The organism is Prosthecobacter sp., from assembly GCF_044236155.1.
Taxonomy (GTDB): Bacteria; Verrucomicrobiota; Verrucomicrobiia; order Verrucomicrobiales; family Verrucomicrobiaceae; genus Prosthecobacter.
In genome coordinates this window covers 28052-43891 of record NZ_JBIIHA010000010.1, presented here as the reverse complement: position 1 = coordinate 43891, position 15840 = coordinate 28052, and the positions used below count along the sequence as shown (strand labels likewise).

Below are 15840 nucleotides of genomic sequence, written 5' to 3'. Positions count from 1 at the left end.
TCGAATGACGAATGAGTAATTCCGAATGACGAATGAATGTTGAAAGTCGAATGCCCAATTGAAGCATTCATTCGTCATTCCTCATTCTGGTTTCGTCATTCCTAACTCACTTTCGACAAGACCGGCACCGGTGTCCGCGTGGTCGTCTCATCCGGCTCCGGCAGCGAGTCCACTGGCGGCGGACCAGGAAAATTGTCATCCACGAAGCGTCGCCACGTGTCACGAGTCTTCTGCGAGATCATCCCCTGCACCGTGTCTCCGCATTTCCCGCAGATCATCACGCTGTGGAGCAGCGAGATGCCTTCGCACACGCCCGTGATCACAAAATCGTCCATCCCAGGCGCGTCGCGTCGCGCATTGCACACCGCGCACGAGTCCAGGCCGCGGTCCAGCGTGACCTCCTCGTCCTGGAACTGGGCCAGGCGCTTTTTCGACTCCTGGGAGAACTCCTCCATCATTTTCGTGCGGCAATGGTCGCACAGCGCATACTCCATCACGCACTCGCCGCGTTTGTAGGCCTTCGAGATTTGAAATCCGCCCGGAAAGTCTGGCAGCGACTCGCCGCAGCGCGTGCAGTTCTGAAACGGCCTCTCCTCGTATTCACATCCCAGCTCAGGCGGGATCGGCGGTGGCTTCTGGAGATCGTGATCAGACATCGGCTTGTTTGCAACAAAGCGTATCTCAGGCCAGTTTCACAGTCCAAACTCATGCGCTCCACGATTTTCCTGTGTCTCCTCATCGCCTCCGCCGTCCAGGCCCAAAACGCCGACTGGATTCACAACCGCGGCAACGAAGCTATGACCGGCACCTCCACCGTCGAGCTCAAATTCCCCCTCGAACTCGCCTGGCAGTTCAAGCTCATGGACAAACCCAAGGGACAGGCAGAGATGCTCGTCTCCAGCGCCGTCGTGCGTGCCGGCAAAGTCCATCTCGGCTGCAAGGACGGCAAATTCTTCTGCCTCGACCTCGCCACCGGAAAAGAAGTGTGGAAAGCCGAGGCCAAAGGCGCTTTCGACGGTGCCGCCGCCTTCGCGGGTGATCTCGTCGTCGCAGGCTGCCAGGACGGCTTTGTCTATGCCTGGAACGCTGACACCGGCAAAGAAGCCTGGAAGTTTGAAACGGAGGCCGAGATCCACGCCTCCGCCAATGTCTGGACCGATCCCGACACGAAGGCGCAAAAGATCATCATCGGCTCCTACGACTACAAGGTCTATTGCCTCGACGCCAAGACGGGCAAGCAGGAGTGGGCCGCAGAAACTGGCTACTACATCAATGGCGGCGCTGCTGTTGGCGACGGCAAGGTCGTCTTCGGCGGCTGCGACAGCGTCCTGCACGTCCACGATGTGAAAACCGGCAAGGAGGAGAAGCAGATCGAAGTCGGCGCTTACATCGGCAACAACGTCGCCATCGCCGACGGCGTCATCTACGTCAGCCACTACGGCAACCGCGTCAGCGCTTACAGCATCAGCGACGGCATGCAGGTCTGGGAATACGGCGAACGCGACTTCGAATACTACGCCGCCCCTGCCATCTGGGAGAAAGGCGTGTATGTCGGTGGCCGGAACAAACGTTTCCACGCCATCGACCGCATCACCGGCAAACAACTCTGGGAATTCCGCGCCCGCGACCGCATCGACAGCAGCGCCGTCATCTGCGCTGGCAAAGTCGCCATCTTCGGCAGCGACGACGGCTACCTCTACGCCCTCGACCTCCAGACCGGCAAAGAAGTCTGGCACAACGAAATCGGCGCCCCCATCAAAACCAACCCCGCCATCGCCGGCGACTACATCCTCGTCGGCGCGGACGATGGCGTGCTGTATGCGTTCAAGAACGGGATGTAACACTCCTGATGAAAAGCCACTACTTCATAGCCCTTCTGACGCTCGTCTTGTTTTCATGCGCGGATGTCGATCCCTCGACGAAACACGCAGCTTCTACTGCAGAGCCGATCCCAGCCACCCTCGACGAAGCGCATCGCGAGCTTGAGCGAACACTGCCAAAATCTGAATTGGCAAAGATTGACGCTATGAAGTCGGAGCACGGTATGATTGCATATCATTTCGGCCCTGGCATCTGGATGCGTAATCAATGGGAGCTTTGGGGTAACGGTCCGTTAGCAAAGCACATGAACAAGCTCGGGTTCACTCATCCAGACGATATGTCCGCGACGATTTTGAAAACCTTCTGGTGCAAACGGCATGGCAAGGATTTTCGACTTCAGGAGCGAGCAGCCTATTACGCGAACTATTGGAAAGCCTCGAAAGACCCGCCTAGCAGCACCAGAGACCCACAAGATCGATCTCGGATTGATTGGGGTTGTTCAATCGACATGGGCGGCATGCCACACCGTATCATTCACGCAGGGAAAAGCCAAAAGACTGGCCGCTGGCTGGCTTACGAGCATGACAAAGGTGTCTATGTTCCCGATGCCAGTCTCTTGAAGCTCTTCACAGAATCATTCAGGCCAAGGTAGCAAGCATGGAAGTCTCCTTTTCTGCGTGGAAACGCCCGCCTTGCATCGCCCTCTCACACCGCTAAAGACAACGAGTGCGCATCATCTCCGGCACAGCAGGCGGGCTTCCGCTCGAAGTCCCGAAAACCGTCACGCGACCCACGCAGGATCGTGTGCGGCAGGCCGTGTTCTCGATGCTCGGGGAGCTCGTTCCTGGCGCGCATGTGCTCGATCTTTTCGCCGGCACGGGCGCCATCGGCCTCGAATGCCTGAGCCGCGGAGCCGCGTCCGCCTTGATGGTGGATGAAAACAAAGGCGCTTGCGATGTGATCCGCCGCAACATCGCCAAAACCCGCCTCACCGGCGCCACCGTGCGTCACAGCGATGTCTTCCGGCTGCTGCCGCTGCTCAAAAGCGATGGCAAGCAGTTCGACCTCATCTTCGCCGATCCACCCTACACGCATCGCGACGGTGATACCGACTTCATTGCCCAACTCCTCGCCGATGAGGCCCTGCCCGCGTTGCTGCACGACGACAGCCACCTCCTTCTCGAAAGCCACCACTTCAACAAGCAAACCACAAGCTGGCCCGGCTGGCAGGTGCTGACCGACCGCAATTACGGTTCCACCCGCATCGTCTGGCTGCGCAAACTCCCGCATGGCATCGAAAGCGCTTAGCCTCACTCTCTACAACCTGCTGCTGCCCCTCGGCCTCGTTGCCATGCTGCCGGGTGCCATCGTGAAGATGCGCCGCCGTAACGGCCGCTGGCGCGATCTCGCGCAACGTGTGGGCTGTTTTGATGAGACGACCACCAATGCCATTGCCGCATTGCCGCAACGCGAACGTCTTTGGATCCATGCGGTGAGCGTCGGCGAAGTCGGAGTCGCGAAAAAGCTCATCACCCGCCTGCTCAAAACGCAGCCCGATCTCGGCATCGTCCTCAGCACCACCACCCCCACCGGTCACGCCATCGCCGAAGAACTTGCCGCACAGAATACCGGACGACTCGTCGCCATTTTCAGCCCGGTTGACCTTCCCGGCATCGGCCGTCTCATGCTGGAGCGCATCCAGCCCACGCAGCTCGTTCTCGTCGAGGCCGAGGTGTGGCCGAATCTGACGCATTCCGCCGAAAAACTCGGCATTCCCGTCTCGCTGGTCAACGCCCGCCTCTCGCCACGCAGCGAGCGTCGTTACCGCAAGTTCCGCTGGCTCATCGAACCCGTCTTCCGCATGCTGAAACAAGTCCTCGTCCAGGAGGAGGACGACATCGTCCGCTGGGAAGGCCTCGGGGTCGATCGTCAGCGCATTCACCTCACCGGCAGCATCAAATACGATCCCGAAGGGGCCACCGTCGCCCCGGCGAAGATCGACGAACTGCGCGAGGCGATGAACCGCACCGGCATCACCTCCACACAGCCTGTAATCCTTGCAGCCAGCACACACGCAGGTGAGGAAATCGAGCTCGCCCGTGTCTTCCAGCGTCTGCGCCAACAAATCCACGACCTCGCCTTCCTCATCGTGCCGCGTCACGTTGAGCGCCGCACCGAAATCAACGCCGCGCTCAACACCCTCGGCATCGCGCCCGCCTTGCGCAGCGATCCGGCCTCACGCGTCGATTCAAACGCTCCTGTATTCGTCATCGACACCACCGGCGAACTCGCCGCCTGGCAGCACCTCGCCACGCTCGTCGTCGTCGGCAAAAGCTTCCTCGCCGAAGGCGGTCAAAACCCCGCTGAGGCCGCATTGGCGCAGAAACCCGTCCTATTCGGCCCGCACATGGAAAACTTCACGCCGCTGGTCGACCTCCTCCTCAAAAAGAATGGCGCGCAACAGGTCGCCGATTTCAGCGAACTCGAGTCCGCCTGCCTCGCGCTGCTCCAAGACTCATCCAAAGCTGCTCACATGGGCCAGGCTGGCCATCGTGCCTTGCAGGCTCATCAAGGTGCCACGCAGCGCAGTGTGGAGCGATTGATCCACGCGTGATCAAACTGGCAACCTACGGTGCGTCAGCGTTTTGGAGTGCGGTGGCCCTACACCGCTTTCCGTAAACCCCAACACACGCGAGAGCGCCAGAAGACTGGCGCACTCCAGGACGCTGACGCGAAACTCAACCCCACAGCGACTGCGGATACTCGCCTGCGTCGATGAGTTTGCGAATGCTGGCAACAACCTCGGCCTTGTCCTCGGGATACGTGACGCCGAACCACTTGCCGGTCGTTTCGAGCACACGCACCTCTGCCTGGCCGGCATGGATGAGCGCATCGACTTCGGCGGGCACGTAGCACTCGGACTTGAGTTCGGTGCCGCGCTTGGAGAGGAACTCGACGAAGGCTTTGCGCAGATGCGGGAAGATGTCCGGTGTGAAGCCGAAGAAGTTCATCGACACCACTTCATCGCCAGTGAGCGGCACGTAAGCGCCCTCCACCTCGCGGTTTTCAGCCGCGTTGCCGTGTTTGAAGATCTTCGTCATCTCCAGCACGGTGGTGAGCATGCCATTCGCATCGCGAGTGCAGACACCGCGTGACACGCTGCCGTGATCGGAGAGGGTGTTCTTCAAGTAGAAGCCGACCATGGACCAGTGGCTCTTGCCGTCGTTCGGACGCGGCTGCACGAGGTCGGCGGCGATCTTCTTGTAGGCGTCCTGGCCGTAGAAGTCGTCGGCGTTGATCATGAGAAAGGGCTCGTTCACCACGTTCGCGGCGGAAAGCAGCGCATGCGCGGTGCCCCAGGGCTTCGTGCGGCCCTCGGGCACCTTGAAGCCATCTGGCAGGTCGTTCAAATCCTGAAACGCATACTCCACGGCGATTCGGCCCTCGAACTTCGACCCAATCTGCGAGCGAAACAGCTCCTCGATGTCACGGCGGATCACGAACACGACCTTTCCAAAGCCGGCGCGGATGGCGTCATACACGGAATAGTCCAGCACCACCTCCCCGGACGGGCCCATCGCATCGAGTTGTTTCAGGCCGCCGTAACGGCTGCCCATGCCGGCAGCGAGGATGAGAAGGGTGGGTTTCATTAAAAAGTACGTGGAAGAGTGGAGAGCGCGCATCATTTGGTCGGGCGGTCGAATGGTCAAGAAATTCGCGGTTTCCGGCTCACCGTTCTCAGTGGTCCGCAAACCGCGAACCGAGAACTGTGAACTTGTGCTTCTTCCACGACTCGGCTTACATGCGGGCACATGCATCCGGCCATTCCGAAACTTCTTCAACTCCAGGAGCGCGACCAGCGCATCCGTCAGCTTCAAAAAGACCTCAAAGACGTCCCCAACCAGCAAACGCGGGCCAAAATGCAACTCGCCGGCGATCAGGCCGCCGTGGAGGCGGCGAGCCAGCATGTGAAGGAGGTCGAGGTGAAGATCAAAAGCATCCAGCTCGATGTGCAGACGCGCCAGACCACCATCAAGCGCCTCCAAGACCAGCAGTTTGAGACACGCAAGAACGACGAGTTCACCGCGCTCGGCCACGAGATCAAACGCTACCAGGAAGACGTCACGAAGCTCGAAGACGGAGAGATCGAGCAAATGGAACTGCTCGAAGGCAGCAAGGCGAAGCTCAAGGAAGCGCAGGCCAAACTGGGAGAGACACAAAAACGCGTGAACGAGGAGCTGAAAATCCTCGAGGAACGCGCCGAGACGATCAAAAAGCGCCTCGAAGAGCTGAATGCCGAGCGCAAGGAACTCTCCGCACCCATCGAGGAGGACACGCTCGATCTTTACACCCGAATCTTCCACAAAAAGGGCGACGCAGCGGTCGTGCCGATGGAAAATGCCCAGTGCGGCGGCTGCCACATGAAGGTGGTCGTCGGCGTCATCCAGTCGCTGAAGCAGTCCGAGTCGCTAACGCATTGCGAGAGCTGCGGGCGCATTCTCTACATGGTCGAATAGACGGCACTACACCGTGACTCCGAGCGCCGCGAGCGTCTTTAGCACGATGGGCTCGCCGGGCTTGAGTTTCTCCCGTTCGTCAAAAAGCACGAGAGTCACCTTTTCATAAGCTGGCAGGGTGCCGGTGCGCCGTTGGGCCAGCAGCCGCACATAGCGAACGGAGCGGTCGATGAGCTTGTTGTTGCTCGGCTTCACGAAGGTCATGAGATTGTCAAGGTAGCGGCCCAGACGGCCCATGACGAGCGTGGAGTGGATGTTGATGAGCATCTTCAGCAGCAGATGCGCATGGAACTCATGGACACCGGCCAGATCGACTCGCGCACGGAGGTCATCAAACTCCCACATCATTTCTCCGACACCACCACCGATCCGGAATCGATGATGCTCGGCATTGTGCGTGCGAATCTGACGCCGGGCGAGGAGCTGCGCGGAGAAATCATAGCATGCCAGCACCTCCGCACCGGCAACGTGACGCACATCCGGCCAATCCAGCGTGCGCGGATCGCGATGCAGCAGGGCTTTCCACGCCGCATGGGCTCCAGGTTGCTCCGGCATGATGAAATGGCACCACGAGGCCGGCGCAGCCGGATCATCCTGCTTCTCAAACGCCGCCAGACTGAAGGTGGGCGCACGTTCGGTCGTGTCGGTGACGACCGTGATGCCAAAACGACCGCTCTCATACAAAACGAAGGCACCGCGCTCATACACCGCCGCCTCGCGCTCGATGAACGGCGCGAGAAACTGCCCGTCGCAGTGCGCGACATGCCGCATGAGTTGCAACACCTCCGCAGGCGCATGCTCCGGATCGCGCTGATGCATGAACGCAAAACCAATCGCCGCCATCAGCACCGTGCTGGCCTGCATCCGCGTGCTGCCTGCGACAGCCATGGCTCCCACGGCGAGGTTCAGCTTGTGAATCAGCGGGTTTTCAATCACGCGTTTCGAGCGGGCGGCGGCCTTGATGAGCTGCTCGTCGGGATTGCAATAGAGGAACCACGGCTGGTTAGAGGAGAGCTCCGCCGCACGTTCCGTCGCACCGATCACGAACGGCGTTTCCCCGCCCTCGGTCGATGAGATCAGCAGGTCTCCCTGCGTGAAGCCCAACTCCTCAAGCTGACGCGCGCCGTATTCAGGATGGTCCTCGAAATTCTCGATGGCTTTGATCAAGGCGAGATCCCCGCCGGCCATGAAGGCCACGACGCGTTCGGGGTCCGGACAAGGCAGCACGCCCATGCGGCAGAAAATCTCAATGCTCAGCGACAAACGCCCCGTGGCCCCGCAACCGCACAGGAACACCCTCTTTCCTGCCTCAAACGTCGCCGCGACGGCGCGGGCGAGATCTGCCAGCGGCGCGGCCTTGGCCTGCATCTGCCGCAGGGCGTGCACATCGACCTGATGCATCAGCTTGATCGCCTCCGGCAGATCCTCGCGTGCCATCTGGGAGAGCGAGAGCGTGAATGGATGCTGCGACTCCGTGTCGAGACTGCCGAGCTGGTAATCGGGGGCCACTTTGAGGAATTCGTCAGCAGGGCTCATGCAAATGATTCGACTGACGCACGCGAACGGATGTTCAGTTGTGAACTTTCACATCTTGCACGCCGCATCAGGCGTTTCACTATGCAGACAGAATCGCATGATGGAATTCGCTTTGTTCAGGCTGCCCGACGGACGGGCGTGGCTCGGAGAAGGCCCCTTCACCTCGCTGGCCGCCGCGCCGGCGGGAGGAGGAGCCTTCTACGTCAACGACTTCGATTTGAGCGACCCGCAGCCGTGGAAGGTGCCGTCAAAGCTCCATGTCATCACCAGCGAAAGCCTGCCAAAGGCCATTCACCTGAACGGCTCCCAAAAACCCCGCGTTACCTGGGCCAAACCGGCCACTGAATGGTTCAAGATGGCCTTCCGCCGCATCCGCCGCGAGGTGCTGGCCAAAAAGATCGAAAAAATGGTGCCCGTGCTCACCGAGACCGGCACGCTCGTCTCCGGCGATCCGCGCCGCCTGCTCGAATCCGTGATGAACGCGCCGGGAAACATGTGGGGCTACGCGCATGTGACTCCAAAGGGCGGCTTTCTTGGCGCGACGCCGGAACTGCTCTTCAAATCACATGGCAAGAACCTCGAAACGATGGCCTTGGCCGGAACAGCCAAACCAGGCCAGCAGGAGGCTTTTCTGAATGACGTGAAGGAAATCGAGGAGCATGAGATCGTGGTCCGGTTTTTATGCGAGCGTCTGCAAACACTTGGCGAGGTCTCACGCGAGCCGCGTTCTCTCTGCCAGACCGCGGGACTTGTGCATTTTCAGTCGCAGCTCAGCGTCAAACTGAGTGAGGAAACGGATCCTGCGCAGCTCGTGCCGCTGCTACATCCCACGCCGGCCGTCGGCTGCCTGCCTCGTGACGAGGCCTCCCTCGCGAAGCTGCGGGAATATCGCCAGCAGCTCAAGGTGCCCGGCTTTTTCGGCTCCCCTTTCGGTTTCATCGAAAACGACGGCACGGCGCATGTTGTCGTCGCCATCCGTGGCATCGCTTGGCAGGGGGACACGATCAGCCTGCCCTCCGGGTGCGGCATTGTTGGCGGCAGCGCGTTTGATCACGAATGGCGCGAACTGCGCTTGAAACGCGAGGCGGTGCTGCGTCTGCTGGCTCTTCACTCATGACTCAGGAACAGCTCATCCAGCAGGCGTTGAGCGCGCTCGCCCACTTTGGCGTGCGGGAGGTGTGCATCGCCGCCGGGGCACGAAACGCGCCGCTGATCGCCGCGTTGCTCACCAGCCCGGGCATCAAAATTTGGAATTTCTTCGAGGAGCGCAGCGCCGCGTTCTTCGCGCTGGGACGCATGATTGTGGACCGCAAACCGGTGGCCGTGGTAACGACCAGCGGCACGGCGGCGGCGGAATGCCTGCCAGCGGTGATCGAGGCGCATTACCAGGGATTGCCTCTCTTTGTGCTCACGGCGGACCGCCCGAAAAGTTATCGCGGCAGCGGAGCGCCGCAGGCCATCGAACAGCATCACCTGTTTGGTGTTTACGCGCAGATGCTGGGTGACTGGGACGTGACGGACGAGTCGCTGGCCATGTATCAGACGACAGATGACCGTCCGAGGCACCTGAACGTGTGCCTGGATGAGCCCCTGGAGACAAACATCATCGGCGTGGACTTCTCCCGGGCTCAAACGCCGGTGCTGGAAGCACGCACGCATGCCTGCTCGCTCGACTGTGACCTCGTGCTCGCTTCCGGCATGCATCCGGCGGATGCCAAGGAAGCCGCGCCGATGCTCGCCAAACTCGGCGCTCCGATCGTCGCGGAGGCCACATCAAACCTGCACCATTTTCGCGACCTTCAGCCTCTCCTCATTCCAGGCGGCGAGAGAGCGCTGCAATCTGCCAAACCAACCCACGTGCTGCGTCTCGGCGCGGTTCCCTCATGGCGCTGGTGGAGGGATTTGGAGTCTCAGCCGAAAATTCGTGTCACCAACATCACGCGCTCAGGATTCAGCGGTCTGGCTCGGAAGGAAGAGGTGGTGACGCTACCGTGGGAGGCGGTGAAAAGCGCCCAGTGCCCGGCGGCATGCGCGTCTTGCGGCATTTTGCGCTTTGAGCCGGAGTTGGAGAAGTTTGAGCAATCCGAGCCAAACTGGATGCGGAAGCTGATCGAGGTCATTCCGGCACGTTCACGGGTATTTTTGGGCAACAGCCTGCCGATTCGCGAGCTGAACCTCGCCTTGAAGTCTGCGCAGCCTGGAGTGGATTTTTTTGCAAATCGTGGCGCAAACGGCATCGACGGTTTGGTTTCGACCTTTCTGGGCGTCAGCGCCTCCCACCGCGAGGAATGCTGGCTGATCGTTGGTGATCTGAGCACGCTCTACGACCTGGCAGCCCCGTGGGTCATCGCGCAGATGGATCATCCGAAGCTGCGCATCGTCGTGATCAACAATGGCGGGGGAAAGATTTTCTCCCGCGTGAACAGCCTGCGCGCGCTGTCAGAAAAGTCGCTCGCCGTGATCGAAAACCGCCACGAACTCGGCTTTGAGCCATGGGCACAGATGTGGGGCATGGAATATGTTCAGACAGATGACGCGAGCGATCTCGTGGATCTGCTCCACGTGCCGATCGTGATCGAAATCCGGCCTAACCCGCTGCAAACGGAGGCATTCTGGAAGGACTGGCAGCGCCCGGTGATCAGGCCGCGATGAAGTCGCGGAAGGCCTCGATGATCACGACCACCGAGCAGGCTCCGGCGTCAGGAAAGCCGATGCAGGCCTCTCCGAGTGTTTTTGCCCGGCCAAATTTGGCGATCATGGCCTTGCTGGCATCCTTGCCGGCAATCGTAGCGTCCGTGACGGCCTGCATGGCCTCCGGCAACGGTTGATTCGCGACTTCAGCCGCCTTGTTCGCGGCGGGTTCCATCGCGTCCACGCAGGTTTTGTCTCCCACAGCAGCACCGCCGCGTTGCTTCACACCATCGACGCCCGCCTTGAGGAAATCGGCGAGTCCGGCGGCGTCGAAGGCGTCTTTGCCCGCGAGGGCTTTTCCCCCGTTGCGGAAGAAGGTGCCGAAGATCGCGCCGCTCGCGCCGCCCATGCTGCTCATCATTGCCATGCCGACAGAGGAAAAAGCCTTCTCGATGCTTTCGGCATCCGCAGCCCCGAGCTTCTCCTTCGCCGCCGTCATGCCGCGCTGCATACCGAGGCCATGGTCGCCATCACCTAGATTGCGGTCGGCTTCGGAGAGCATCGGCTCGGCGGCAATGATGCGCTCACAGGCGAGGGTGAGCATGGCTTTGACTTCGTCTTTGGAGAGGCTGGCTTTGGGCATGGGACCGCGATTGTTGGCGCGCTGGCCGTGAAGTCAAACGGGAAGCCGGTCACATCGAAGAGGCCCGTTGGTCGGCTTTGCGGAGCCTCTCGGCCATGCCCTTCATGACATGGATGGCAAAGAGCGGTGTTTCATCGACCATGAAGAGGAAGTGATGGCGGTTCACCGGCAGCAGTTTGCAATCAGTCTTCGCCACGGCATCAGCGCTGCGGACGGAGTCGTCGATGAGGGACATCTCGCCGAAAAAGCCGTCCGGACCGATGGTTTCGACGACCTTGCCGTTGATGACAATGTCCACCTCGCCGCTTTGAACCACAAACATCTCCAAGGCCTCGTCACCTTTTTGAAAGATCAAGGCATCCTTGGGGAAGGAGCGGATGTTGGTGGGATTGGAGAAGATTTGCGGCAGTTTCATGGTGATGCGGGGTTATAGCTTGGTGTAGCCCACGCTCTCGCAGGGCATGTCCCAGAGTTTTTTCAGCTCGGCGTCGAGCTTGGTGATGCTGAAGCTCACACCGGCCATTTCCTGACAGGTCACGATGTTGTCCACGATCGTCTGGTGGATTTTGATGCCGCGTTTTTCGAGGATCGGCTTCGCACCGCGCAGCAGGATAAGCAGTTCCATCATATGGGTGCTGCCGAGGCTGTTGACGAAGAAGACGATCTCGTCGCCGGCGTTCAGCGCAAGATCGTCGGCAAAGAGCAGATCGAGAATCTTCACAGCAAGCTCGTCCGCTGTGCACATCGGGATAAGCGCGACGCCTTTTTCCCCGTGAATGCCCATGCCGAGGCCGATCACATCGTCGGCGAGTTCAAACGTCGGCTTGCCGGTGGCGGGGATGCTGCCGGGTTTGGTGGAGACACCGACGGTGCGCGTCATATCGACGGCCTTCTGCGCGATGCGGGCCAGTTCATCGAGCGAGTCCACGGTCTGCGCGGCGGCTCCGGCAAGCTTGGTGATCGGCACGAGGCCGGCGACACCGCGGCGTTTGCCTTTTTCATTGGGCGGGGCGGAACAGACGTCGTCGTTGATGATGACGGTTTTCACAGTGATGCCCTCTTCAGCAGCGAGTTCCGCGCCAATGTCAAAGTTCATCACGTCCCCGGCGTAGTTGCCGTAGAGGTAGAGCACGCCCTTGCCGCGGTTCACCGCCTGCGTGGCCTCAAGCACGATGTCCGGCGGCGGAGCGGCGAAGATTTCCCCGACGGCGGCACCATCGGCCATACCTTTGCCAATGAGGCCGTGATAAATCGGCTCATGGCCGGAACCACCGCCAACAAGGAGCGCGGGAGCGTCCGGACGCAGATCATTCATCACAATCGAACGCGTACCGACGCGGCGAGCCTTGCCGTCATAGGCGAGCACGAGCCCGTCAAACAGCTCGTCGGCGCATTTGAGCGGGTTGTTGATGATCTTCTTGGCGGGATTGGCGTTGCTCATGGTCGGGAGGGTGGATGTGGAAAAAGAGCCGCCAGTTTGAAGCATGCCCCGGTGCTGTCAAAGCACGATTCAGCGCCCAGCCATCGAACTGTCCGGCAATTGGAAAGCGTTTTCGATGATGTGGACGCGGGGCAGTTCGCCTTCGATGAGAACGACCTCGGCGATGTCAAAGCGGAACTTGATGCGCGGATGACCGAGCAGCCTCAGCCAGTCCTGCGCACCGCGCTGGATGAGTCGTTGCTTGTCCGGCCCGACCGCGTCCGCAGGACGGCCGAAGGCGGTGCTGGTGCGCGTCTTGACCTCAATAAAAGTAAGCACGTCACGATGGCGGGCGACGATGTCCACCTCGCCACGATTCACGCCGCGATAGTTACGGTAAAGCACTCGCCTTCCGTGTGTGGCGAGCCAACGGACGGCGATGAGCTCCCCCATACGGCCGATTTCGGCACGATCCATCTTCCTCCCGGCCAGACGGCGATGACACAGACGCAGCGGGCGAGAACGCAGCCACAGAAAAACACCACGCACACTGGCAACCCCGGTCACCCTCCGCCGCAGCCAGCGCCAGAGGCTTTCCGGGCGGGGAACACGGCGTTTCATGCGAGGTCGAGTTCGAGCTGAGCGACGGGTGCGAAGCTACGCCGGTGGTGCGGACACGGGCCGTGAGCTTTCAATGCGGCGAGATGCGCGGGCGTGGGATAGCCTTTGTGTATCGCAAAGCCGTATTCAGGGTGCTGCTGACCTAGCTCGATCATGAGACGGTCACGCGTGACTTTGGCGATGATGCTCGCGGCGGCGATCGAGTAGCTGAGACTGTCGCCCTTCACGAGCGCGACGTGATGCACGGGAAAACGCTTCACCGGCTTGCCGTCGATGAGAGCGGCGTCGGGTCTGGGCTGCAAACCGAGCGCCGCACGACGCATGCCCTCCCATGTGGCCTGGAGGATGTTGATGCGGTCGATTTCCGCCGGCTCGATGCTGACGCAGTGCCACGCGATGCGCACGTCACCCGTGATCTCTTCATAAAGCCGCTCCCGCTTCGCCTCGGAGAGCTGCTTCGAGTCATTCAGCATAGGATGGCTGAAATCGTCCGGTAGAATGACCGCGGCCACGCAAACAGGGCCCGCTAGCGGTCCGCGGCCGGCCTCGTCGATACCTGCAACGACGCGGAAACCCGAGGCCCGCAGTGCGTTCTCATGGTCGAGCGTGGGCATGGCGAGAGATCAACGGGAGACTTCCACGGGGAGCGTGATCTTTGCAGGAGCCCCCGACTCCGGCGCCTGCCAGCGCAGCACTTCCCTGCCCGGCTTTTCGGGATCATTCGAGAGGATGTAGATGCGGAATTGCAACGAGGCCTTTTCGCCCTGCGGAACCGTCACGGGCTTGATGTTCAGCGTGACTTCATTGTGTCCATTGACGAGACCACCTATGATCGTTTCCTGGGCCAGGCCGTCCTGCACCGGCTCATAATCGAAACCGTTCATGCCAATTGTCGTCTCGTAGCCGAAGGATTGCAGCTTGTAGCCGGCCTTGTGATCCGGCACCCGGCAAAGCGGTGGCACGGCAGGCGCCTTGCCAGGCGGCGTGAACTCGGGTGTGTCTAAAAAGTCCGGAGCTTTTCCTGCAAGCAACGCCTGACGCACTTCCTGCGCAGCGCCCAGACTGCTGATGCGGTTGCTGTCAAATTTCCAGACGCCGTCTTCGTTGAGGAATTTCAGCTTCAAAAGATCGTCATGCAGGAGTTCGCGATCCTGGCCCATGTCGATCTTGCCAAAGTAAACAAGATGCGCGGTCTCACCGACCGCCTGCGCCTCCAGCAGTCTCAAACCGTTGAGGGCGGGCGGCGTCAATTCGGACGAAAACACCGCATCAGGAAAGGCCTTCCGCTCGCTGACGATGGAGTTGCGCATCACCGTCTGGCGGTAGCGCGTGATAGAGGCGGCCCATGCGTGCGGATCTTTGCGGATCATCGCATCACGCCATTGAGAGTAGGATTTTTCTAAAACTGAACGCAGCGCGTCTTCACCGCTTTGAGCGGACAGCGGGCGGAGAGGTTGGCAGACAACGAGAGCAAGCAGCAGGAAAAAGCGACGCATGGCGGAGGTGAGAAGAATACCAACAAGTCCACGTTCCACGCGAAAACAACCATTGATCAGCATTTTAAGGCTAGCATCTGCTGAAAACCACCTTGATAGTTTCAACACTGGCACAAAACCATTTGCCGTTTTGGCGATTCTGGTAAACGTCAACTTTCCTCACCCACAAAACATGGAGTCACTCAGCGAAGGCCAGCCCCGCATCCCCCCTATCGACCGTAGCCGGGAGCTGCTGAAGACCGCCCGCGAGGAAATTTACAAGAGCGTCGGTGGAGTGAACCTTTCGGCTTACATCTGGGAGCCGGAGATGGACAAAGCGCCGTCGTATCCGAAATCAGTCGCCGCTTTCTTCTTCAGCAGTGGTTGGGACAACGGCCAGGTGGCCCAGTTTGCCCCGCACTGCGTTTATTTCGCTTCTCGTGGCATGACCACGATCTGTTTTCACTACCGCGTGGCCACACGTCACGGTACCGGCCCGGTGGAGGCCATGGCCGATGCTCGTTCCGCCATCCGCTGGATTCGCATGAATGCTGTCGAACTTGGCATCAATCCCGGCAAGATCGTCGGTGTTGGCGGTTCCGGCGGCGGCCACGCGATCGCTTCAGCGGCGATCCTCAACGGTTTCGATGATCCCTCCGACGCGCTTGATTGCAGTCCGGCCCCCAACGCCATCGTGCTCTTCAATCCGGTCATGGACACCTACTCGAAGTATGCCTTTGGACGTGATCGCTGGCCCGACCAGGCCACCTGCAAGGCCGCCGACCTCATCCGCGGCATCAAGCCCGGCCTGCCGCCGATGCTGATCATGCACGGCACCGCTGACCGCGTCGTGCCCTTCGGCGGCTCGTATGAGTTTGCCCGCAAAACCAAGAAGAAGAAGAACCTCTGCCGCTTGATCGAATTTGAGGGCCAAGGCCACGGCTTCTTCAACTTCAACCTCTCCTTCGAGATGTACGAGGCCACGCTCATGGCCATGGACGAGCTTTTTGTCGAGCTCGGCTTCCTCGAACCCGATCCGAACGCCGGCCTCGGAAAGGTGGACTGAACCGCCTCCGGCGGGAATGACGAAATCCGAATGACGAATTCCCGCACACATGCCGTTTCGTCATTCGTTCATTGAAGCATTCATTCGTCCTTCTGAATTCGGAATTCGTC

The 15840-nt window shown here is 60.3% G+C and carries 17 protein-coding genes; 8 read left to right on the top strand and 9 right to left on the bottom strand.

All coding sequences use genetic code 11. The features are described 5' to 3' along the window. Positions 1-101 precede the first annotated feature (101 nt). Entirely contained in the window at positions 102-656 is a 555-nt protein-coding gene (locus ACILSE_RS10805; protein ID WP_395717396.1) for a hypothetical protein, read from the bottom strand. Between the two features lie 51 nt (positions 657-707). Here ACILSE_RS10805 and ACILSE_RS10800 point away from each other — a divergent pair, with 51 nt between their 5' ends. From ACILSE_RS10800 to ACILSE_RS10785, 4 genes are all read left to right on the top strand, one after another. Further along, positions 708-1841, top strand: a complete 1134-nt coding sequence (locus ACILSE_RS10800) for a PQQ-binding-like beta-propeller repeat protein (protein ID WP_395717395.1) — start codon at positions 708-710, stop codon at positions 1839-1841. 8 nt (positions 1842-1849) lie between these two features. Beyond that, positions 1850-2473, top strand: coding sequence for a DUF6794 domain-containing protein (locus ACILSE_RS10795; protein ID WP_395717394.1), 624 nt, complete (start codon positions 1850-1852; stop codon positions 2471-2473). A 74-nt stretch (positions 2474-2547) separates the two neighbouring features. Continuing rightward, the gene (gene rsmD, locus ACILSE_RS10790; RefSeq protein ID WP_395717393.1) at positions 2548-3129 is read left to right on the top strand and encodes a 16S rRNA (guanine(966)-N(2))-methyltransferase RsmD; all 582 of its coding nucleotides are present in this window, start codon (positions 2548-2550) and stop codon (positions 3127-3129) included. Beyond that, positions 3110-4435 (top strand): 3-deoxy-D-manno-octulosonic acid transferase, encoded by a 1326-nt coding sequence (locus ACILSE_RS10785; RefSeq protein WP_395717392.1) that lies wholly within the window; start codon positions 3110-3112, stop codon positions 4433-4435. Before rsmD ends, ACILSE_RS10785 begins: the two co-directional genes overlap by 20 nt. 124 nt (positions 4436-4559) lie before the next feature. Here ACILSE_RS10785 and ACILSE_RS10780 read toward each other — a convergent pair whose 3' ends face one another. Further along, on the bottom strand, positions 4560-5471 hold the full coding sequence (locus tag ACILSE_RS10780) for an NDP-sugar synthase (RefSeq protein ID WP_395717391.1): 912 nt from the start codon (positions 5469-5471) through the stop codon (positions 4560-4562). A 162-nt stretch (positions 5472-5633) separates the two neighbouring features. On the opposite strand from ACILSE_RS10780, the gene ACILSE_RS10775 reads away from it, so the two are divergent. After that, on the top strand, positions 5634-6338 hold the full coding sequence (locus ACILSE_RS10775; protein ID WP_395717390.1) for a zinc ribbon domain-containing protein: 705 nt from the start codon (positions 5634-5636) through the stop codon (positions 6336-6338). Between the two features lie 6 nt (positions 6339-6344). Here ACILSE_RS10775 and ACILSE_RS10770 read toward each other — a convergent pair whose 3' ends face one another. Next, positions 6345-7874: an SIS domain-containing protein gene (locus ACILSE_RS10770; RefSeq protein ID WP_395717389.1), complete on the bottom strand. Its 1530-nt coding sequence runs from the start codon at positions 7872-7874 to the stop codon at positions 6345-6347. Positions 7875-7971: 97 nt separating this feature from the next. On the opposite strand from ACILSE_RS10770, the gene ACILSE_RS10765 reads away from it, so the two are divergent. Further along, a complete protein-coding gene (locus tag ACILSE_RS10765) occupies positions 7972-8991 on the top strand; it encodes a chorismate-binding protein (RefSeq protein WP_395717388.1) in 1020 nt (339 codons plus the stop codon). Beyond that, positions 8988-10526 carry a 2-succinyl-5-enolpyruvyl-6-hydroxy-3-cyclohexene-1-carboxylic-acid synthase gene (gene menD / locus ACILSE_RS10760; protein WP_395717387.1) on the top strand — a complete coding sequence of 513 codons (1539 nt, stop codon included), beginning with the start codon at positions 8988-8990 and terminating at the stop codon, positions 10524-10526. Before ACILSE_RS10765 ends, menD begins: the two co-directional genes overlap by 4 nt. On the opposite strand, the gene dhaL is transcribed toward menD, so the two are convergent. The 6 genes from dhaL to ACILSE_RS10730 all read right to left on the bottom strand — a co-directional run bounded on the left by dhaL (position 10513) and on the right by ACILSE_RS10730 (position 14685). Then, the gene (dhaL, locus tag ACILSE_RS10755; protein ID WP_395717386.1) at positions 10513-11148 is read right to left on the bottom strand and encodes a dihydroxyacetone kinase subunit DhaL; all 636 of its coding nucleotides are present in this window, start codon (positions 11146-11148) and stop codon (positions 10513-10515) included. The two genes, menD and dhaL, sit on opposite strands and share 14 nt — an antisense overlap. A 49-nt stretch (positions 11149-11197) precedes the next feature. Further along, positions 11198-11563 (bottom strand): Crp/Fnr family transcriptional regulator, encoded by a 366-nt coding sequence (locus ACILSE_RS10750; protein WP_395717385.1) that lies wholly within the window; start codon positions 11561-11563, stop codon positions 11198-11200. 12 nt (positions 11564-11575) lie between these two features. Further along, positions 11576-12589 carry a dihydroxyacetone kinase subunit DhaK gene (locus ACILSE_RS10745; RefSeq protein WP_395717384.1) on the bottom strand — a complete coding sequence of 338 codons (1014 nt, stop codon included), beginning with the start codon at positions 12587-12589 and terminating at the stop codon, positions 11576-11578. A 69-nt stretch (positions 12590-12658) separates the two neighbouring features. Next, complete coding sequence (locus ACILSE_RS10740) at positions 12659-13189, bottom strand: YraN family protein (protein WP_395717383.1); 531 nt, start codon at positions 13187-13189, stop codon at positions 12659-12661. Continuing rightward, a complete protein-coding gene (locus tag ACILSE_RS10735; protein WP_395717382.1) occupies positions 13186-13803 on the bottom strand; it encodes a ribonuclease HII in 618 nt (205 codons plus the stop codon). Before ACILSE_RS10735 ends, ACILSE_RS10740 begins: the two co-directional genes overlap by 4 nt. Before the next feature lie 9 nt (positions 13804-13812). Next, entirely contained in the window at positions 13813-14685 is an 873-nt protein-coding gene (locus ACILSE_RS10730) for a hypothetical protein (protein WP_395717381.1), read from the bottom strand. Positions 14686-14857: 172 nt separating this feature from the next. Here ACILSE_RS10730 and ACILSE_RS10725 point away from each other — a divergent pair, with 172 nt between their 5' ends. Beyond that, entirely contained in the window at positions 14858-15730 is an 873-nt protein-coding gene (locus ACILSE_RS10725; protein ID WP_395717380.1) for an alpha/beta hydrolase, read from the top strand. Positions 15731-15840: the final 110 nt, after the last annotated feature.

Coding starts and splice junctions, on each gene's coding strand:
- ACILSE_RS10805 (WP_395717396.1), bottom strand. CDS start 656: ATGTCTGATCACGATCTCCAGAAGCCACCGCCGATCCCGCCTGAGCTG.
- ACILSE_RS10800 (WP_395717395.1), top strand. CDS start 708: ATGCGCTCCACGATTTTCCTGTGTCTCCTCATCGCCTCCGCCGTCCAG.
- ACILSE_RS10795 (WP_395717394.1), top strand. CDS start 1,850: ATGAAAAGCCACTACTTCATAGCCCTTCTGACGCTCGTCTTGTTTTCA.
- ACILSE_RS10785 (WP_395717392.1), top strand. CDS start 3,110: ATGGCATCGAAAGCGCTTAGCCTCACTCTCTACAACCTGCTGCTGCCC.
- ACILSE_RS10780 (WP_395717391.1), bottom strand. CDS start 5,471: ATGAAACCCACCCTTCTCATCCTCGCTGCCGGCATGGGCAGCCGTTAC.
- ACILSE_RS10775 (WP_395717390.1), top strand. CDS start 5,634: ATGCATCCGGCCATTCCGAAACTTCTTCAACTCCAGGAGCGCGACCAG.
- ACILSE_RS10770 (WP_395717389.1), bottom strand. CDS start 7,874: ATGAGCCCTGCTGACGAATTCCTCAAAGTGGCCCCCGATTACCAGCTC.
- ACILSE_RS10765 (WP_395717388.1), top strand. CDS start 7,972: ATGATGGAATTCGCTTTGTTCAGGCTGCCCGACGGACGGGCGTGGCTC.
- menD (WP_395717387.1), top strand. CDS start 8,988: ATGACTCAGGAACAGCTCATCCAGCAGGCGTTGAGCGCGCTCGCCCAC.
- dhaL (WP_395717386.1), bottom strand. CDS start 11,148: ATGCCCAAAGCCAGCCTCTCCAAAGACGAAGTCAAAGCCATGCTCACC.
- ACILSE_RS10750 (WP_395717385.1), bottom strand. CDS start 11,563: ATGAAACTGCCGCAAATCTTCTCCAATCCCACCAACATCCGCTCCTTC.
- ACILSE_RS10745 (WP_395717384.1), bottom strand. CDS start 12,589: ATGAGCAACGCCAATCCCGCCAAGAAGATCATCAACAACCCGCTCAAA.
- ACILSE_RS10740 (WP_395717383.1), bottom strand. CDS start 13,189: ATGAAACGCCGTGTTCCCCGCCCGGAAAGCCTCTGGCGCTGGCTGCGG.
- ACILSE_RS10735 (WP_395717382.1), bottom strand. CDS start 13,803: ATGCCCACGCTCGACCATGAGAACGCACTGCGGGCCTCGGGTTTCCGC.
- ACILSE_RS10730 (WP_395717381.1), bottom strand. CDS start 14,685: ATGCGTCGCTTTTTCCTGCTGCTTGCTCTCGTTGTCTGCCAACCTCTC.
- ACILSE_RS10725 (WP_395717380.1), top strand. CDS start 14,858: ATGGAGTCACTCAGCGAAGGCCAGCCCCGCATCCCCCCTATCGACCGT.